This is a genomic window from Leucothrix arctica (assembly GCF_003172895.1).
Classification (GTDB): domain Bacteria; phylum Pseudomonadota; class Gammaproteobacteria; order Thiotrichales; family Thiotrichaceae; genus Leucothrix; species Leucothrix arctica.
Genome location: NZ_QGKL01000037.1, coordinates 32815 through 50687, shown reverse-complemented (window position 1 = coordinate 50687; position 17873 = coordinate 32815). Strand labels below are relative to the sequence as shown.

Genomic DNA, 17873 nt, shown 5'->3' with positions numbered 1-17873 from the left:
CTCATTGACAATAGAGCACCGTTTAATTCCAGCAAAACACCCACAAACTAATGGCATGGTGGAACGCTTTAATGGTCGAATATCACAGGTGATTAAGTCCACCTACTTTGCTTCTGCCGAAGAAATGGAAACAACGCTAAAACGTTACTTAATCACGTATAATCACCACGTTATTCAAAGAAACCTTGGACATTTGACCCCTATTCAAAGTATGAAGCAGTGGCAATTAGACAAACCTGATTTATTCAAAAAGAAAGTTTACAACCACGCGGTTCTCGACACGCGGCGAAACTCTTCAGTATAAGCTTGATACTTTTTACGTGCCATTTCAGCACCTCCGTAGTTGTTAAATCTAACTATACAGATTGTCTACAGTTTGTGGGTAACACGGCTTTGGTAAATCTCGCTATCATCACATCAAGCACTTCGTTGAAGAGCTTTTAGATTTAGATGAGACAAGTAGTAGAGAATTGATCAAGCAGCAAATACTTGAGCTATTCTCATCGCGATGCCAACAGCTCTACCTACAAGCAGACATTACACCTAGTTTCCTTGAGTTTATTCAAAATCCTCAAAGAAAGAAATATATAGCTAGCGGCTCAGCACAAGAAGAGTTAAGAGAGGTATTTAAAATCAGAAAACTAGACCAATACTTTGATGGCATTTATGCCTCCCCTTCAACTAAATCAGAGAATATTAAGCATATTTTAAACCTAGAAAACTCAAAAAACGCAATTATGTTTGGCTATGCAATATCAGATTTAGAAGCATCCTTAGACAATCAAATTAACTTTATCGCTTACCGTCCTTACTCTAATGTACCTGACAAGTTAGCAACTGAAAGCCAGATGAAAGGTTTCTCTGTAATAGATCAATGGACTGAACTAGTATGATTACTGTTTTTTTGCCCTATCGAAAAGGCAGTCAACGTATACCCGATAAAAACACTAAGCCTTTCGCTGGTGTTGAAGAAGGCTTATTAAAAATAACGCTAAACCAACTACTTAAATGCGAAAAAACAAACCAAGTAGTTCTTTCATCAAACGATGAGCGTATTTTAGAGTAAACTAAAGACCTTAATGAAACTAGAATTGTCATCGACCAAATCATATTGGCAGTAACTCGACAACAACTGACTCATTAATTAACTATGTACCTAACCTGATTTATGAAGGTCATATTCTTTGGACTCATGTCACCTCTCCATTCATGAATAGCCTAGATTATGATACCTTGATTGATACATACATTAACGGCTTAAATGAAGGCTACGACTATCTTATGACGGCACTGAAACTACAAGGGTTTATTTGGAACAAGCAAGGCCCTCTCAGTTGTAATCGTGATGGACTTAAATGGCCAATGACCCAGAACATTGAGGCTTTGTATGAAGTAGATAGCGGCGCATTCATACCATCTGTGGAAAATTACAAGTTCTTTCGGGATCGCATTGGTATTAACCCAATATTATTTGAACAAGAAAAATTTAAACCTGTTGATATTGATTGGCCTGAAGACTTCACATTTGCGGAAGAGCTTTAGAGGAGTAAATGAAAATACAATTCAGCACTGAAGCAGGAAATTCAAGAAGCACTTTAAGAATTAAAAACAAAATTAACCTTACGTTTTTGGCAAAGTATTACGTTCTAGGGAGTTTTTGTAATATAATACACAAGTTTATTTATGCTGTAATAGAGCCTCTCTTTCTAAATTCAAAGTATCATACTTATGCAATATACCTTCAGCACAATACCAGATGTCAAACTTCTAGAACCAGCTGTATTCGGTGACCACCGCGGCTTCTTCATGGAAACATGGCAACAACGCGACTTCAATGAGCAAGTTGGTAAGTACAGTTTTGTCCAAGATAACCACAGCAAATCTGCTCACGGTATTCTACGTGGTCTTCACTACCAAATTAAACAACCTCAAGGAAAGCTTGTCCGTGTTGTACAAGGCTCCGTCTTTGACGTTGCAGTAGATATGCGAAAAAGCTCACCCACTTTCGGCAAATGGGTAGGATATGAGTTATCTGAAGAAAACAAACATATGCTTTGGGTTCCACCTGGTTTTGCACACGGTTTTTACGTAATGAGTGAAACAGCCGAGTTCGTCTACAAATGCACCGACTATTACGCGCCAGAATACGAACGCAGCTTATTATGGAACGACCCTAGTATCGGTATAGAGTGGCCTTTGATTAACAGGGAGCAACCTACCCTGTCTGATAAAGACGCAAAGGGTGACTCCTTTGATCTAGCTGACAAATTTGACTAGCCGATGACAATCCATTTTGTTTCTTGCAAACCTAGTCCAGAGCGATATGTGGAAGATGCCTCTTTCCGCTATCGTTGCGAGAACCTTAGTGCAGGCCTAAATCAACTCAACATTGACACCAAACTTCAACATATCAGCGAGTTCAAACTGGAGGCGTCTACAACACATGTTGTGTTTCAACGCCCCAGAAATACTCCTCGGCTAAAGCGCTTAATACGCCAATTAAAGCTCGCCAAAGTTCGCACCATCGCTGACTTTGACGACCTAGTATTTGACCCTGAATACGCAACCGTCAGCCCAGCCATATTAAACAACAGACGCCCACTAAGACAAGTCACCAAAGACTATAAAAGTCATTACGATGCCCTAGTTCAATTTAAGCGTATTATCGTCTCTACCAACACCCTTAAGCGCCACGTACAGCGCCTTATAAAAGGTAGTCTGACGCATATTATTCATAACTATGCCCACTACAAGTGGCCTTATAAACAACCTCAGCATCCTGAACAACGAAAGAAAGTACTCACCTACTTCCCTGGTACACGAAGCCATGACCGTGATTTCTGGCAAATTGAAGACGTTCTTTCAACCTTTATCAAGCAACACGCTGATGTTTCACTGCTTATTATCGGGCCGTTAGAAACTAAACTACTCAATACACCTCACCCACAAATCAAACACATCGCCAAACTACCATTTGAGCAGTTCGCACAGGCTGCAGCAAAAAGCTGGGTTAACCTACTACCTCTAGAGCCCACACCGTTTAATCAAAACAAATCTGCACTTAAAGTGATTGAGGCTGCAACAAACCTTGCCCCTACTATTTGCTCCCCCTTGCCCGATGCACAACGCTTTGTAGGTCATGGAGTACTCATTGCTCATGATGATACAGAGTGGCTAAAACATTTAACACACTGCTTAGACCCCGAAAACTATTTAAAACTTGTGCATGACATACATCACTCGGCCAAGGGATTACAGCATGCCCAGATGGCTCGAGCTTTTTGCCTAGCTTTCAACATCTCACTCGATCATTGAATTACCTTCAATGCAAGTTTCGCAAAAACCTACCTACTACCATTTTCAAAATTTAAACCTCTGGATTGATACACTTTTAATGATCGACTATGCTGGACCGCTATGTCACGCATATGAACCATTACCAACACTGAGCCTTACTTATGTTTCCTTTAACCTATGCTTACTATTGGCTTGCCCTGCAGCGTCGTAAAAAAGGCATTTATGATGAAAAAACACTGTCGCTGCTCGCCAAAGCATGCTCAATATCAGACAACTCACGCATTCATTTCGCTTATGCAAAATTGCAACGAGATATCCATGGAGCAGTAAGTACTAAAATGGTTAGTCGCTTAGAAGGTGCGCTTAAAAAACACTCGGCAGAAAAAAACCAAAATCAGCGTATAAGGCGCCTACTACTAGGTGAGATAGATAACACTGAAAGTATAAACCAACAGGTAAAATCGGATGATTTCGATAAAGTGCTTTATCAACAAGACGCCTGGCGACAGGAGTTACTTGAACTATTAGAAGACAAATCTCTCGCCGTTATTGGTAATGGCACTTCTTTAATTAATTCTGGGTTAGGACCAGAGATTGATGGGCACGATATCATTTGCCGGTTTAATCGATTCCCAGCCAATAGCTATGATCTACAACGAGATGTTGGAACTAAGACTAATATTTGGATAACCTCACCTGAAGTATTTACTGAGAATTACCCAATTCCTGACAGTGTGGAATGGGTGGTCCTCTCTGGAGGAGATGTACGCTACACCTTGCAGGACTGGAGTTGTGCTAGTCAGCACTTAGAACAAAACCGTAAAATTATTACACTCCCAATCACCTCGTGGTCGGACTTAGTAAAAATATTACGAGCACCACCGAGCGCTGGCTTGCTTTGGTTATACTACCTATGCCAGCACAAGCATTTGAGTACTACCCTACATACTTATGGTTTTGACCGCACAATCACTAAAGGTAGCCGATACCATATAACTTCCCACACCTTCAAACCTTCACGAAGACACTCATGGTCTAAAGAGAAGGAGCTATTCCGTTTGCTCGTGTCAAGTAATGAGATCCAGGAGCACCCAGAAAAGACTCTTGGCGCTTTCAGCAAAGGTCTTGCAAAGAACTCACGCCTATTGCGCCATCTAGGTAGCCATACGCTTCTCTTTAAACCTTCTGACAAACACTCTAAATCAGTTGATCAAATCATCGCATGGGGCAAAAAACCAAACACAAAAGTTGCTCGCGCCTACTCCCTAAAGCACGGTTTACCTTATCTATCATTAGAGGATGGTTTCATTCACTCAATGAGTCAAGGGAGACTAGGCGCAGCGTCATGGTCATTAGTCATCGACCAAAGCGGTATATTTTATGATGCTAATACCACATCAGACTTAGAACAACTAATTAACACAGCTACACTAAACACTGAGCAATCGAACAGAGCAATGTCTTGCATTGCAAAAATCACTACTCACCATATTACGAAGTATAACAATGCGTCTTTAGTGCTACCTAAGAAAGTAAAAACTTATAAGACTCCTGTATTAGTCCTAGACCAAGTAGATGGAGACATGTCAATTCCCTATGCAATGGCTACGAAGGAAACTTTTCAGGTCATGCTAGATGCAGCAATCAGTGAGAATCCAGAGTCTGATGTTTTAATCAAAGTTCACCCAGATGTAATTAACGGTAAACGTAGTGGTTGTATTTCTATACCTAATCCACTCCCCAACAACTTACATTTATTAACAGACAATACAAACCCATTAGTATTGATGAAAGAAGTAAACAAAGTATATGTTGTTTCTTCACAAGCAGGTTTCGAGGCTTTGATGCTAAATAAATTGGTAATTTGTTTTGGCGCACCGTTTTATGCTGGCTGGGGGCTTACCTCAGACCGCTTTGATCCTTCACTTTCCATCGTTAACAGACGGAGCAGCAGACCATCTTTGGACGCTATTTTCCATGCAGCTTATATACGATACTCTCGCTATTTAGACCCAGTTAATAAACAGCCTTGTGAGATAGAAGTGGTTTTGAAGCATATAGTAATACAATATAAATATGCGATAAAAAATACAGGCCTTTTTCTTTGCATTGGTTTTACCCCATGGAAAAAAAGATTCATTAAAACTTTGCTTCACAACCCTGATAACACACTTCACTTTATAAAAAGCGAAACGGACGCCAGAAAATACCCATGCGATAACAAAACAAAACTCTTTATATGGTCTAATACTCACCTCAATATTGCGAAAAGCTTGGCAAAAAAACATCAAGCAAGCATTGTGAAGCTTGAAGATGGGTTTCTTCGTTCGGTTAATTTAGGTTCCAATTATTCGTTGCCATCGTCATTGGTATTCGATGATCAAGGGATCTATTTTGACCCTGGACAGCCGTCTACATTAGAGTCAATTTTGAGTAGTCATGTGTTTGATGCGGTGCTTATGAAGCGAGCACGTACGCTGAAAACACAAATCGTATCGTTAGGTGTCAGTAAATATAACCTCGGCTTACAGCATAGCATCGTCATTTCAAAGCATAGTGCAGAGCAAGTTGTTATTTTAGTACCAGGCCAGGTAGCTGATGATGTATCCATCGAATTAGGGTGTATTGATATCACAACGAATCTGGAACTCTTAACTTCGGTTAGAAAGGCAAACCCAGCAGCATATATTATTTACAAACCGCACCCTGATGTTGTCAGTGGTAACCGTGCGGGTTCAATGCCATCGGAAATCGCCTTGCAACACTGTGATCAAATAATTGAAAACTTAAGTCTTCCTATATGCTTGAATATGGCTGACGAAGTACATACCTTAACGTCACTAGTCGGCTTTGAAGCACTTCTTAGGGGGATAGATGTTCACTGTTATGGCCTTCCTTTTTATTCTAATTGGGGATTGACCCATGATCGTCATATTCTAGATCGGAGACAGAGGCAGCTAAATATTGATGAACTAGTAGCAGGCACGTTGCTCTTATACCCTCGCTATTACGATTGGTCAACACAGAGTTATATCAACGCTGAAACAGTAGTAAGTCAACTCCACAAACAATCAAAATCCCTTGCTGATAAAAAACAACAAAGCATCTACTCGCAAAAACTCTCAGGATATCTGAACCTATTTCGTGCTTTGTTTACCACATATACAAAGTAGTCTGAAATTCTATGTACCAAAATAGCAAAACTGAGCGTCTTTTTTGAGTTATATTGTCCAGCCGTCATTTAACCTATAAAATAAACAATCAATAAAAGAGTCATTAAGGCAAAATTATATAAACATGTATCAATAAGATATAATAGCTCAGGCAAGATACATCCCCCTCTTTAAGCCCCAAAGCAACATGAATACGTAGAGAAGGTAAAACCTTGATTAAAAACGATAAGCAGATCGCTATCATTGGTATGGCGTGCCGTCTACCAGGTAGCATAAAAACACCAGAGAACTACTGGTCAGTACTAAGTCAAGGACAGGACGTTGTTACCGAAATAAGTGATGATCGTTGGGGAACAGAGTTTTATTCTCACGGTAACAAAAAAGAACCCGGGAAAAGTTATACGTTTGCAGCGGGTGTATTGGATGCCGTTGACCAATTTGATGCTGCTTTCTTTGGTATATCTCCAAGAGAAGCTGAACAAATGGATCCTCAGCAGCGGCTACTACTCGAACTAGCATGGGAAGCAATTGAAGAGTCACGTATTAGTATTGATACTCTAAAAGGTACTGATTGCGCGGTTTATATGGGAATTGCAAGTAACGATTACGCTCACCGACGCACTGATGACTTAGCATCTCTAGATGCATATACCATGACGGGTAATACCGCTAGCGTTGCATCTAACCGAATCTCCTATAACTTTAACCTTCAGGGTCCTTCTGTATCAGTTGACACTGCTTGCTCATCTTCATTAGTTGCAGTTCATCAAGCCTGTCAGTCCATTTGGACAGGTGAAGCATCTACCGCACTTTGTGGCGGTATCAACATGCTGTTGCATCCATTTCCTTTTATTGGGTTCTCAAAAGCGTCAATGCTCTCTCCGGACGGACGTTGCAAAGCCTTTGATAATGATGGTAATGGCTATGTTCGTGCTGAAGGTGCAGGTATATTCTTACTAAAACCACTAGCGCAAGCTGAAGCTGATGGTGATCACATTCACGCGGTAATTATTAACTCAGGCGTGAACTGTGACGGTAGTACGTCAGGTATTACTGTACCTAGCATGGAAACCCAAAGCGCGCTACTAGATAAAATTTATTCTGATGCTGGCGTTGCTGCATCTGATTTAAGCTACCTTGAAGCGCATGGCACGGGAACTGCGGTAGGTGACCCATTAGAAGCGAATTCTCTAGGCCAAAGTATTGGCGTACATAGAAAGCCAGAAAACCCATTATTAATTGGTTCGGCTAAAACTAACTTAGGCCACCTTGAAACAGCATCGGGCATGGCTGGCTTATTGAAAGCTGTTTTAACACTTAAGAACCGTGCTATTCCAGCATCACTTCATTTTAACAAGCCAAACGAAAACATCGACTTTACAGCGCTAAACTTACGAGTAGTAACTGAGCTGACCCCACTCCCAGAACAGGAAAAACCTCATCTTGTTGGCATCAACTCGTTCGGGTTTGGTGGTGCGAATGCTCACGTACTCATAGAAGAGTACAAACCTCAAACTATCGACCAGGCGAGTCCTGACACTATCAGTAACTTAACGCCACCACTCATACTTTCAGCGCGCGCCCCTGAAGCACTAAGCAACGTAGCAGAGCAATACTTAGCACACCTAAAACTCAACACAAACAACTACTACGCTACTGCCTACTCTGCGTTTAAATACCGAAGCATGCATACTCATACTATGGCAGTGTATGGTGAAAACCCTGATCAGCTTATTGAGCAGTTAGAGCAATACACCACGAATGGAACTGCAAAAAAAGTCATTACAAACAACTACAGTAGTGACACAAAGCTAGCTTTTGTATTCACCGGTAACGGCTGCCAATGGCAAGGGATGGGACAAGCACTTTACCAATCAAACACAAGTTTTAAAGCTATATTTGATAAGGTATCCGTGCTTCTGAACGAACTTTCAGCGGACTACTCTTTAGAAGAAGAACTGCTTCGAGCAAAAGATACTAGTCAACTAGACCTGACTGAAATTGCACAACCGCTACTTTTCGCCATACAAGTCGGCATCGTTGAGTTCTTTAGCGATAACGGAATTTCAGCAGATGCTGTGATTGGTCACAGTGTGGGTGAGGTTGCGGCTGCGTGGACAGCAGGAGCTTTGAGCCTTGAACAAGCGGTACGTGTCATCCACTTCCGAAGCCAAGCACAAGGATTAACCAAAGGCACGGGCAGAATGGCTGCAGTTGGCTTAGGTAATATTGCGCTCGCTGGGTTGCTACAAACACTTGATCTAAATGAGTCGATTGAAATTGCAGGTGATAACAGCCCGAATAACTCAACGATTTCTGGAAAGCTAGAAGACTTGCTGACGCTTCAAACTGCTGTTGAAGCTCAAGGTAGCTTTTACCGAGTATTAGATCTAGATTATGCTTTCCATAGCACCGCGATGGATGAAATTGAAAGTAATATTCTGACATCACTTTCAGAGCTAACGCCTGAACCAACTAAGCTTCCATACATATCTACTGTCACTGGTAAGGAGTTGTCCGGCGAAAAACTTACTGCAAACTACTGGTGGGATAACATCAGACAGCCCGTGCAGTTTAATCAAGGTATTACACAGCTAGCAGAACAAGGTTTTGATACGTTCATTGAAATAGGTGCGCACCCAATTTTGCGGGCTTATGTTAGTGACTGCCTCACAAATGCTGGTAAAAAAGGCACTGTGATAGGCAGCTTGAAACGTAAACATGATAGTGAAGAGCACCTGTATCAAAATACGCTTAAATTGATATTATCGGGTGTCACTCTTGATAGTACGAAGCTATTTCCCGTTACTGTTCCATCAGTTGCATTACCCCCCTACCCTTGGCAGCGTCAACGGTATTGGTACCCACTGACTTCAGAAGGGTACGACTTGGTAAATCGAAAACGGGAACACCCTCTGCTAGGTTACCGTCTAAAAGATAGCGATATTATTTGGGAAAATAACCTAGACACTACTGAGCTTCCTTACTTGGCAGATCATGTAGTTGATGATGCTATCGTTTTACCAGCAGCTGCTTTTATTGAAATGGCAATTGCCGCTTCTGCGCTCTGGTGCAAATCAGAAACACATCACATCGAAATGGTTGAAATACCTGTGCCTATTCTTCTTGAAGAAGGTACAGCTAAGAAAGTACGCTTCCACCTTGACCCAAGCGATGGAAGCTTCAGAGTCACTAGCCGAGATCGACTAAGTAAAGATGAGTGGACTCAAAATGCGACTGGTCGCCTACTAAAGCACTCTTTTAAGAAACCAAAAGTGGTATCTCTTAACAATGATCTTCTCAGCGACAGCAATCGAATACTCGGTGAAGAACATTACACGCTAGCAGAAACAGTAGGGCTAAAATACGGTCCAAACTTTCAGGCAGTGACATCGGTTAACGCTAATACGCTATCGGCACTTGCAGAACTAACGCTTCCAGAAGCATTAGAAAGTGACCTTGAGTCATACCATCTTCATCCATCGCTATTGGACTCTGGGTTCCAGGTTTTAGTCGACATCTGCCGCTCCGCTATCTTATCCGGCATCAATGAAGCATTGATTCCTATTCAAGTTGGCAGTCTGCATTTACTAAAGTCTCATGCTGGCAGTATTAAGCAGGTACTTATCGAGGTGGTCCGCAGAAGCCCGCGCTCATTGGTTGCAAACTTTTATCTACTAGACGGTAATAGCGAAACTGTTGTTATATTAGAAAAGTGCCGATTTAGGCAAATCCAGTTCAAATCTGCACTACCGAAGAAGATCAATCAGTATCAATACAAAACAAAGCTACTACCTCACCAAAAGCACCCGGTAGCAACACCTTCAGTTGATGTTGACTCACTCGTAAAATCAACACAGCTAGCGTTAGATAAAAGCGATCTAGCAACACTAAGAAACAAGCACTTTAATGAGTATTCGCTACTTATCGACATGATGGCTTCGTCTTATGCCTTCGATGCAATTAACAATGTAACAAACAAAGGTTCCATCAGCCTGTCTGAGGCCAAAGAAACCTTAGATGATGCACTACACCCTTTATTTAATCGTCTTCTCGCTATTTTGGAAGAAAATGACCTTGTTGCGATTAATGGTGACTATGCGAACCTGCAAGCTGAAGAGTTAGCAGAAGCTAATGATATCTGGCAATACATCTACCAGGCAGCACCGACCTACCTGCCTGAGTTACTTGTACTTTCACAGTGCGGTGAGCAGCTGACTGAAGTTCTAACTGGCGAATTGACTGGCCAAGCAGTATTGTCCCCTGAAAAAAGCAGTTTATTAGAGCAGTTGTTTGAAGGCGCTCCAAGTTATGCACCATTCAATCAAGCACTACTAACATCTGTTGAATCATTGCTAGAGCAGTTCGACTCACAGCAACTCTGTCGTGTGCTTGTTATCTCAGATTATCCTGACCAACTCACTCACAACCTGCTTTCATTATTAAACAATCAAGCATTTGAACTAACGGTTGCCTATGCAGATGAGTCAAAGCTGGGGAGCCTCACGCGCCTATTTGAAACAAGTGACTCAGCACAAACGATGGTATTAAATATCAACGACATTGATATTGAAACAGCTCCACAAGATATTGATTTGATCATTAGCTCACACGTGCTACATAAGTTGGATAATCGTAGTGCTGGTTTAAAGAAAGTTAGCACGCTACTCAATACCAATGGACAATTGTTTGCTCTTGAACGAGCACCTGATCGTTTTACTGACTTAACCTTTGGTACCTCTCCGGAATGGTGGGGAACGGACCACTCGCGACTGATGACAGCTTCTGACTGGTCACAACAATTAAGTGATAGCAACTTCATTGAAGCAACAAGCCTTGAAGATAGCTTTAGTGACAACCAACAAGGTGTTTTCTTATTATTCGCAACTAAAGGCGAGCAACAAGAACCTGAGTTTGTCGAAGAGGTCAGTGCTACTCAAGAGCACTGGCTAGTCATCAATCCTGTTGAGATGTTTGACGCTAAAAATTCTATAGCACTACCATCATCAGTAAATATTAAAGCAAGCCATGCAAAACATGGTTCTGGATTTGAGGAGATTTCAAGTACTGACTTCATATGCAATATGGAGTCAGTAGCAGATTACTCACAGCTTTTGTCTTGTAATAACTATGATCGAGTCATTTATCTGGCGACTGCGTGTAAGGATGACTTGTTAACACCGATGCACCGTATCCACCCGCTACTTGGTGTATTAGAAAGTTTAGAGGATATCCCTCAACTTGTTATTGTCACTAGCGGCGCAGCAACGGCCATTAGTGTAAAAGCTGAACCAATGTTTGAACCGAAATCATCAACGATGTGGGGCTTCGGACGCGTTATTATGAATGAGTACCCAGATTTACGTTGTCGACTCATTGATACTGGCCGTCATGTCTTAAGCGAGCCTGAGCTTAACTTTGCTCAGGAAGTATTAAATGATGATGGTAATGATGAGGTCATGCTATCCGCTAAAGGCCGTCATGTTCTTCGTATGCAGCAAACTGACTTCAGCGAAGCACATACCAAAGAAAGCACTCTGCCCGCATCACTTGATTTTAAAGTACCTGGTTCCTTCAAAAACCTATACTGGCGAGCACAAAGCGAGTCTCGATTAGGTGAAGATCAAATCGAAATACGTCCAATTGCCTCTGGCCTAAACTTCAGAGATATTATGTATGCAATGGGGCTACTATCAGATGAAGCAGTAGAGAACGGTTTTGCTGGTCCAACACTTGGTATGGAAACAGCGGGGATTGTTACCAAAATTGGTGCTTCTGTTACTGAGTTTGCTATTGGCGATGAAGTACTAGGCTTTGCACCTGCTTGCTTCTCGAACAGAGTCATCACAGGAACAACAGCAACGGCCCATAAACCAAAAGACTGGAGTTTTGAGGAAGCCGCTACCGTTCCAACAACATTCTTCACCGTTTATTATGCGTTTGTTCATCTAGCTCAACTGCAGGAAGGTGAAAAAGTCTTGATTCATGGTGCTAGCGGCGGTGTTGGTATTGCAGCAGTACAACTTGCGCTACACCTTGGCGCTGAAGTTTTTGCGGCAGCAGGAACACCAGAAAAGCGTGCATTTGTTAAGAATATTGGCGCTCATCATGTACTGGACTCTAGAAGCCTATCGTTCGAAAATGATATTTTCGAAATCACCGAAGGCGAAGGCATCGATGTTGTCTTGAACTCGGTTTATGGTGAAGCGGTTAATCGTAACCTTTCTATACTAAAGCCCTTCGGACGTTTCTTAGAGCTTGGTAAGCGAGACTTTTATGAAAACTCTCGTATCGGCCTACGACCGTTCCGTAACAATATCACCTACTTTGGTATTGATGCTGACCAACTACTAACTGAAAAAGCTAGCCTAGCTAAGCGACTGTTCAAAGACCTGATGGTGTTGTTTGAAGAAAAAGAGATCCATCCACTGCCGCACCGTGTCTTTGATGCTAACCGCATACAAGATGCCTTTAGCTATATGCAACAGTCTAGACAGATCGGTAAAGTTATTTTACGACTGCCGGAGTCATTACCTGTTGAAACGCGGCTTACAACACAAACATTGGCGCTTGATGAATCTGCCACTTATATCGTTACTGGTGGGTTGAGCGGATTTGGTCTTACAACCGCACAATGGCTAGCCAGCAAAGGTGCTAAGCACTTAACACTACTGGGTAGAAAAGGCCCCGTAACAGAAGAGTCTTTGGAAGCTATCACTAAATTTGAAGCTGCAGGTATTACTGTTTACTCGCCTGCTTGCGATGTAACCAACGAATCACAGCTCAAGGCTGTATTTACCAACCTCACTACTAATGAAATAAGAGTCGGTGGCGTGGTTCATGCAGCAACTGTGTTTGATGATGCGCTGATTAGAAACATGACGACTGAGCAACTAGATAATGTGATCGGTGCAAAAGCAGCTGGCGCATGGAACTTACACGAACAGACAAAAGATCTTCAACTAGACTTTTTCGTGCTTTATTCCTCAGCAACAACGCTGTTTGGTAATCCTGGACAAGCTAACTATGTAGCTGCTAACTACATGTTAGAAAACCTTGCCTTGTATCGACGTCAACTCGGCCTTACTGCATGCTACGCTGCTTGGGGTGCAATCTCTGACGTTGGCTTCCTTGCCCGTAATAAGGACACACAAGACTCATTGGTGTCACGGTTTGGGGGTGAAGCACTAATATCTAAAGAAGCGTTAGCTGAACTTGAAAAGTTAATCCTTGACCCAGAACAGCCGGGCAATGCTTATATCAATTTCGACTGGAAAGCTATAAAACGCACTATGCCAAGTGCCAAGTCACCAAAGTTCACTCAACAAAACAATTGGCTAGATCGTCATACTAGTAACGATGATGGCGATGACTTTTTCACCCACATTGAAGGCATGAGCGAAGAAGAGGTGCAAGCATTGATAGCAACAATGCTGACTCGTGAGATTTCACAAATTCTACGTCTACCAATGGATAAAATAAATCCCGCTAGCCCAATCTATGACTTAGGTATGGATTCGTTGATGGGTATGGAGTTATTGCTGGCTATTGAAGAACGCTTTAAAACCAAGTTACCATTAATGAGCTTGACGGAAGGTGGTAGCATCAACAAAATTTCGGAGAAAATTTACTCTAAGATCAATGATGCTGCTAAACCAGAAGTAGATGAAACAATGGTAAATCTAGCATCGAAACATGGAACAGCTATTTCACAAGATGATCTAGCCAATATAACTCGGACACCGGACTCTGATGAGTAAATTCAAAAAAAATGGCCTCAGCGATGCGACGAAGGAATTACTCTTAAATAAAGCGCTCAATGCGAAACAAAAAAAGCAAAAGCAGCAACAAGAGAAACCTGCAGATCCAACGAAAGGGATTTTTAGCAAATCGATTAATAAAAAGTGGACTAGCTTTGAACAATTCGATGGCTATAAAGAAATTGAGTTTATGGAGAAAGGAGGGAAAACACTCGGCATCAATAGCCCCTTCTTTAAAACTCATGATGGAATCGCATCCGCAACGTCGCGTATTAATGGCAAAGATTATATTAACTTCTCTAGCTATAACTACCTTGGCTTTGGTGGGCACCCTGAGGTTATCAAGGCCTCACAAGATGCACTTGAGAGATATGGTACAACCGTCTCTGCTAGCAGAATGGTATCTGGTGAGCGCACAGTACAACAGTCACTTGAGAAAGAGATAGCCAACCTTTACCAAGTCGACGATGCATTAACATTTGTCAGTGGCCATGCAACTAACGTCTCCGTTATTGGTTATCTATTTGGCCCTAAAGATCTAATACTGCATGACTCTCTCGCCCATAACAGTATTCTACAAGGCGCACAGCTTTCTGGGGCAAAGCGTATCCCGTTTCGTCACAATGACTGGCAGCACCTTGAGGATTTGTTAAGTGGTAATCGTTCTAATTTTGAGCGTGTATTGGTTGTTATCGAAGGTCTATACAGCATGGATGGCGATATTCCTGATCTCGAAAAGTTCGTAGAAATCAAAAAACGTCACCACGCTTTTCTAATGGTTGATGAAGCACACTCAATGGGCGTTCTTGGCAATACAGGACGCGGAATTGCAGAACATCTCGACATAGACTTTAAAAGCATCGACATCTGGATGGGAACTCTCAGTAAAAGCTTTGCTAGCTGTGGTGGTTACATCGCTGGTGAACACGCATTGATTAAACACTTACGACACTACGCACCTGGTTTTTTATACAGTGTAGGTATCGCTCCACCTCTTGCAGCAGCATCACTCAAGTCTATCAAGTTGATGAATAATCAGCCTGAACGAGTGAAACGCTTACAATCACGCGGTGAGCTTTTTCTTAGATTAGCGAAAGAGGCAGGTATCGATACAGGGAAAAGTGAAGGTTACTCTGTTATTCCAGCAATGGCTGGTAGCTCTAAAAAGGCGGTGGAGTTGTCAAATATCATGTTTGATGCTGGTATTAACGTTCAACCAATACTGCGTCCTGCAGTAGAAGACAAGGCTGCACGATTACGTTTTTTCATCAGTTCAGAACATACCGATGTGCAAATTACTACGACGATTCAAACCTTAAGCACAGCACTTAACGATCTAAAGTGAATAAACAAAAGCGCGTTGTATTTTGTACCTACCCTTCTCTGTATTCGAGCATCGTACTAACAGAAATACTCAGCGCGCCAAATATTGAAGTAGCTGCAATTATCGTATCAACACGAAATCTTAAAGCAAAAGAAAACAAACTGATATCCGATATAAAGCGTATTAGTATCAGTGGTGTTCAATATGCTTTATATCTCCTAATGGTTACTCAAGGCTATCGACTTTTCCCGGCGTTATCCAAACATGGCAGCATCTCTTCAATCAGCAAAAAAAATCATATACCTCTAATTTTAACCGCCGATATTAATTCCAAAACCGTACAGGATAAAATCAAAAAAATTGATCCTGACATCATTTTTTGTGCACACTTTAATCAGTTAGTGCACCCAAGTACTTATACTTTAGCGCAAGAGGCTGCAATTAACTTACACCCATCACTCCTTCCAGACTTAAAAGGGGTCGACCCTGCATTCTATGCTTTAACAGAGAGTTATAATGAAACAGGCGTGACGCTTCACCACCTAGCAGAAGGCTTTGATACAGGCGCGGTCATTACTCAAAAATATCAAGAAATAACATTAACAGACACATTGCTATCACTGAATACCAAGCTTTTTAGTGTTGGTGCTAAGCTATTTGTTAGCGTGTTATCTAATAGAGTAGAGCACCCTAGCACCACGGTTAAAAAAGAATTAAGTCGATACGATTCTTGGCCATCAAGAGCACAGGTAAAGCAATTTAAACAGTATAGAAAGTTTGGCTTTTTGCGATTCCTATTTCGCTAGTACATTAGCTAGACTCAAAACTTTTTTTCCAAGCGATTCAACACTTACCTCTGAAGACTTCTTGCCACCAGTATGAGTATTTGACCAAATGAAATAGTTCGACCTCGGGTCGTCGTAATCGAAAGCTTCAAAAACAGGCGAAATCGCCGGCACATGATCGCCATAAAAACCAAATACGGTATCCCGCTCCCGCTCCTTATGAAATGCGAGTTGGTGCTTAATCATTGCATCCGCATTTTTCAGGTGGCGCAAATAAACCGTCAAATCAGTTAAACCAGACTTAGGTTCTTGCCTAAAATAAGTTTTCCACTCGTCATATGCCACACTTTCTAGATGTAGCGGCCCATGATTTTCCATGGTAATTGCAAAAACGAAACATGGTTGAGCGGTTTCATTTAACAGAAGTTTGATTTTTTCAGACACTTCCAAGTCAGACACATACGGCCCCTCACGCTTAGCATCAACAAATTCATCGGCATCAACAAACTCATCAAATCCCAACTGCTTAAAGAACTCATCACGCATAAAGAAACTGGCAGCATTTGGATGAATACAGACACACCAATACCCTTTTGCCTTCAACTCACTGACCACAGAAGGGATCATCATATTAAGAAGTTGTTGATAAGGATAAAACTGAGCTAATCCCAAAGTCTGAGGTTCAAGTCCGGTTAAAAAAGCGAATTCGGTTCTCATAGTATTCGCTCCCCATGCCGGAACCTTTAAACGCCCGTGGCAGACACTTTCAAGTAAACATTTATCATATTCAGTTAGGACATCAGTCTTGATTGTATCCGTTAGTATCCGCGCATCAAAAAATGACTCACTTTGTACTATTACTATATCGGACAAACCTAATGGACTTATCAGCGCAGTCGACTTTGATGTTATCGAATAAGGAGACTTGGCTTTTATCGTACTTTCTAATTTTGACCGTTGTTCAGCAGCTTGGGCACCATAGCTACATAATGCTGCCAAGATACCTAAACAGCGGCTATCCTCTATCACATCATTGGTGATCACAACTTTCTCAGAAAGCCTCTTCAAACTTATAACACTAGTAATAAAGGCCAGTAGCACACCTACAGTTATCCCAGAAAATACTGAGTAGTCCGCGGCTTCAAAGTAAAAACCCGCACTTGCGATGAGCCCTACCAAGAGAATCAATATTATTAGTGGTATAACACCTAGAAATGGGAGGTATAACCGTGGGTGCTTAATTGCTTGCTGGTATAAGAAAAAATCTGAGAAAACAAGAGGCTCACGCAACGTTTTGAACTTCGCATTATTCACCATTAATACGACAAAAAAACCTAAAACAGCCAGACTAGCTGAGAAGTAGGGCCGCTGAGTTAACACTAGAGCAAAAGAAAATAGGCAGGTAACCAATAACAGCAATATTAATAGCGGTTGTTTTCTACGTTTAAAAAATAGGAAAGGACGAGGCTTGAAGAAGCACTCCAAAACCAACGTAAGAAATAAGCAAGAGCCAAAAGCAAACAAGTAAGCCATG

General features: G+C 41.7%; 11 protein-coding genes. 10 read left to right on the top strand and 1 reads right to left on the bottom strand.

The genetic code is table 11. The annotated features are described in order from the left end of the window. From DKT75_RS13860 to DKT75_RS13820, 10 genes are all read left to right on the top strand, one after another. Positions 1–304: integrase core domain-containing protein (locus DKT75_RS13860; RefSeq protein ID WP_146201387.1), on the top strand; the 304-nt coding region annotated here is incomplete at its 5' end. 166 nt (positions 305–470) lie between these two features. Further along, on the top strand, positions 471–893 hold the full coding sequence (locus tag DKT75_RS13855) for an HAD family hydrolase (RefSeq protein ID WP_109824036.1): 423 nt from the start codon (positions 471–473) through the stop codon (positions 891–893). Next, the gene (locus tag DKT75_RS22050; RefSeq protein WP_211665435.1) at positions 890–1066 is read left to right on the top strand and encodes a cytidylyltransferase domain-containing protein; all 177 of its coding nucleotides are present in this window, start codon (positions 890–892) and stop codon (positions 1064–1066) included. The genes DKT75_RS13855 and DKT75_RS22050 overlap by 4 nt, the downstream gene beginning before the upstream one ends. Positions 1067–1209: 143 nt before the next feature. Further along, a complete protein-coding gene (locus DKT75_RS22045) occupies positions 1210–1542 on the top strand; it encodes a glycosyltransferase family protein (protein ID WP_211665433.1) in 333 nt (110 codons plus the stop codon). A 186-nt stretch (positions 1543–1728) separates the two neighbouring features. Beyond that, a complete protein-coding gene (gene rfbC, locus DKT75_RS13845; protein WP_109824035.1) occupies positions 1729–2277 on the top strand; it encodes a dTDP-4-dehydrorhamnose 3,5-epimerase in 549 nt (182 codons plus the stop codon). Between the two features lie 3 nt (positions 2278–2280). Next, positions 2281–3315 carry a glycosyltransferase family protein gene (locus tag DKT75_RS13840; protein WP_146201386.1) on the top strand — a complete coding sequence of 345 codons (1035 nt, stop codon included), beginning with the start codon at positions 2281–2283 and terminating at the stop codon, positions 3313–3315. Positions 3316–3458: 143 nt separating this feature from the next. Then, positions 3459–6470, top strand: coding sequence for a glycosyltransferase family 29 protein (locus DKT75_RS13835; RefSeq protein ID WP_109824033.1), 3012 nt, complete (start codon positions 3459–3461; stop codon positions 6468–6470). Between the two features lie 212 nt (positions 6471–6682). Beyond that, on the top strand, positions 6683–14230 hold the full coding sequence (locus DKT75_RS13830; RefSeq protein ID WP_109824032.1) for a type I polyketide synthase: 7548 nt from the start codon (positions 6683–6685) through the stop codon (positions 14228–14230). Then, positions 14223–15575, top strand: a complete 1353-nt coding sequence (locus DKT75_RS13825) for an aminotransferase class I/II-fold pyridoxal phosphate-dependent enzyme (protein WP_109824031.1) — start codon at positions 14223–14225, stop codon at positions 15573–15575. Before DKT75_RS13830 ends, DKT75_RS13825 begins: the two co-directional genes overlap by 8 nt. After that, positions 15572–16360, top strand: coding sequence for a formyltransferase family protein (locus DKT75_RS13820; protein WP_109824030.1), 789 nt, complete (start codon positions 15572–15574; stop codon positions 16358–16360). Before DKT75_RS13825 ends, DKT75_RS13820 begins: the two co-directional genes overlap by 4 nt. Here DKT75_RS13820 and DKT75_RS13815 read toward each other — a convergent pair. Continuing rightward, on the bottom strand, positions 16349–17872 hold the full coding sequence (locus tag DKT75_RS13815; RefSeq protein ID WP_109824029.1) for an LTA synthase family protein: 1524 nt from the start codon (positions 17870–17872) through the stop codon (positions 16349–16351). The genes DKT75_RS13820 and DKT75_RS13815 overlap by 12 nt on opposite strands. Position 17873 lies beyond the last annotated feature (1 nt).

Excerpts from the sequence above, each read along its gene's own strand:
- DKT75_RS22050 (WP_211665435.1), top strand. The coding sequence starts at position 890 with ATGATTACTGTTTTTTTGCCCTATCGAAAAGGCAGTCAACGTATACCC.
- DKT75_RS22045 (WP_211665433.1), top strand. The coding sequence starts at position 1,210 with ATGAATAGCCTAGATTATGATACCTTGATTGATACATACATTAACGGC.
- rfbC (WP_109824035.1), top strand. The coding sequence starts at position 1,729 with ATGCAATATACCTTCAGCACAATACCAGATGTCAAACTTCTAGAACCA.
- DKT75_RS13840 (WP_146201386.1), top strand. The coding sequence starts at position 2,281 with ATGACAATCCATTTTGTTTCTTGCAAACCTAGTCCAGAGCGATATGTG.
- DKT75_RS13835 (WP_109824033.1), top strand. The coding sequence starts at position 3,459 with ATGTTTCCTTTAACCTATGCTTACTATTGGCTTGCCCTGCAGCGTCGT.
- DKT75_RS13825 (WP_109824031.1), top strand. The coding sequence starts at position 14,223 with ATGAGTAAATTCAAAAAAAATGGCCTCAGCGATGCGACGAAGGAATTA.
- DKT75_RS13815 (WP_109824029.1), bottom strand. The coding sequence starts at position 17,872 with ATGGCTTACTTGTTTGCTTTTGGCTCTTGCTTATTTCTTACGTTGGTT.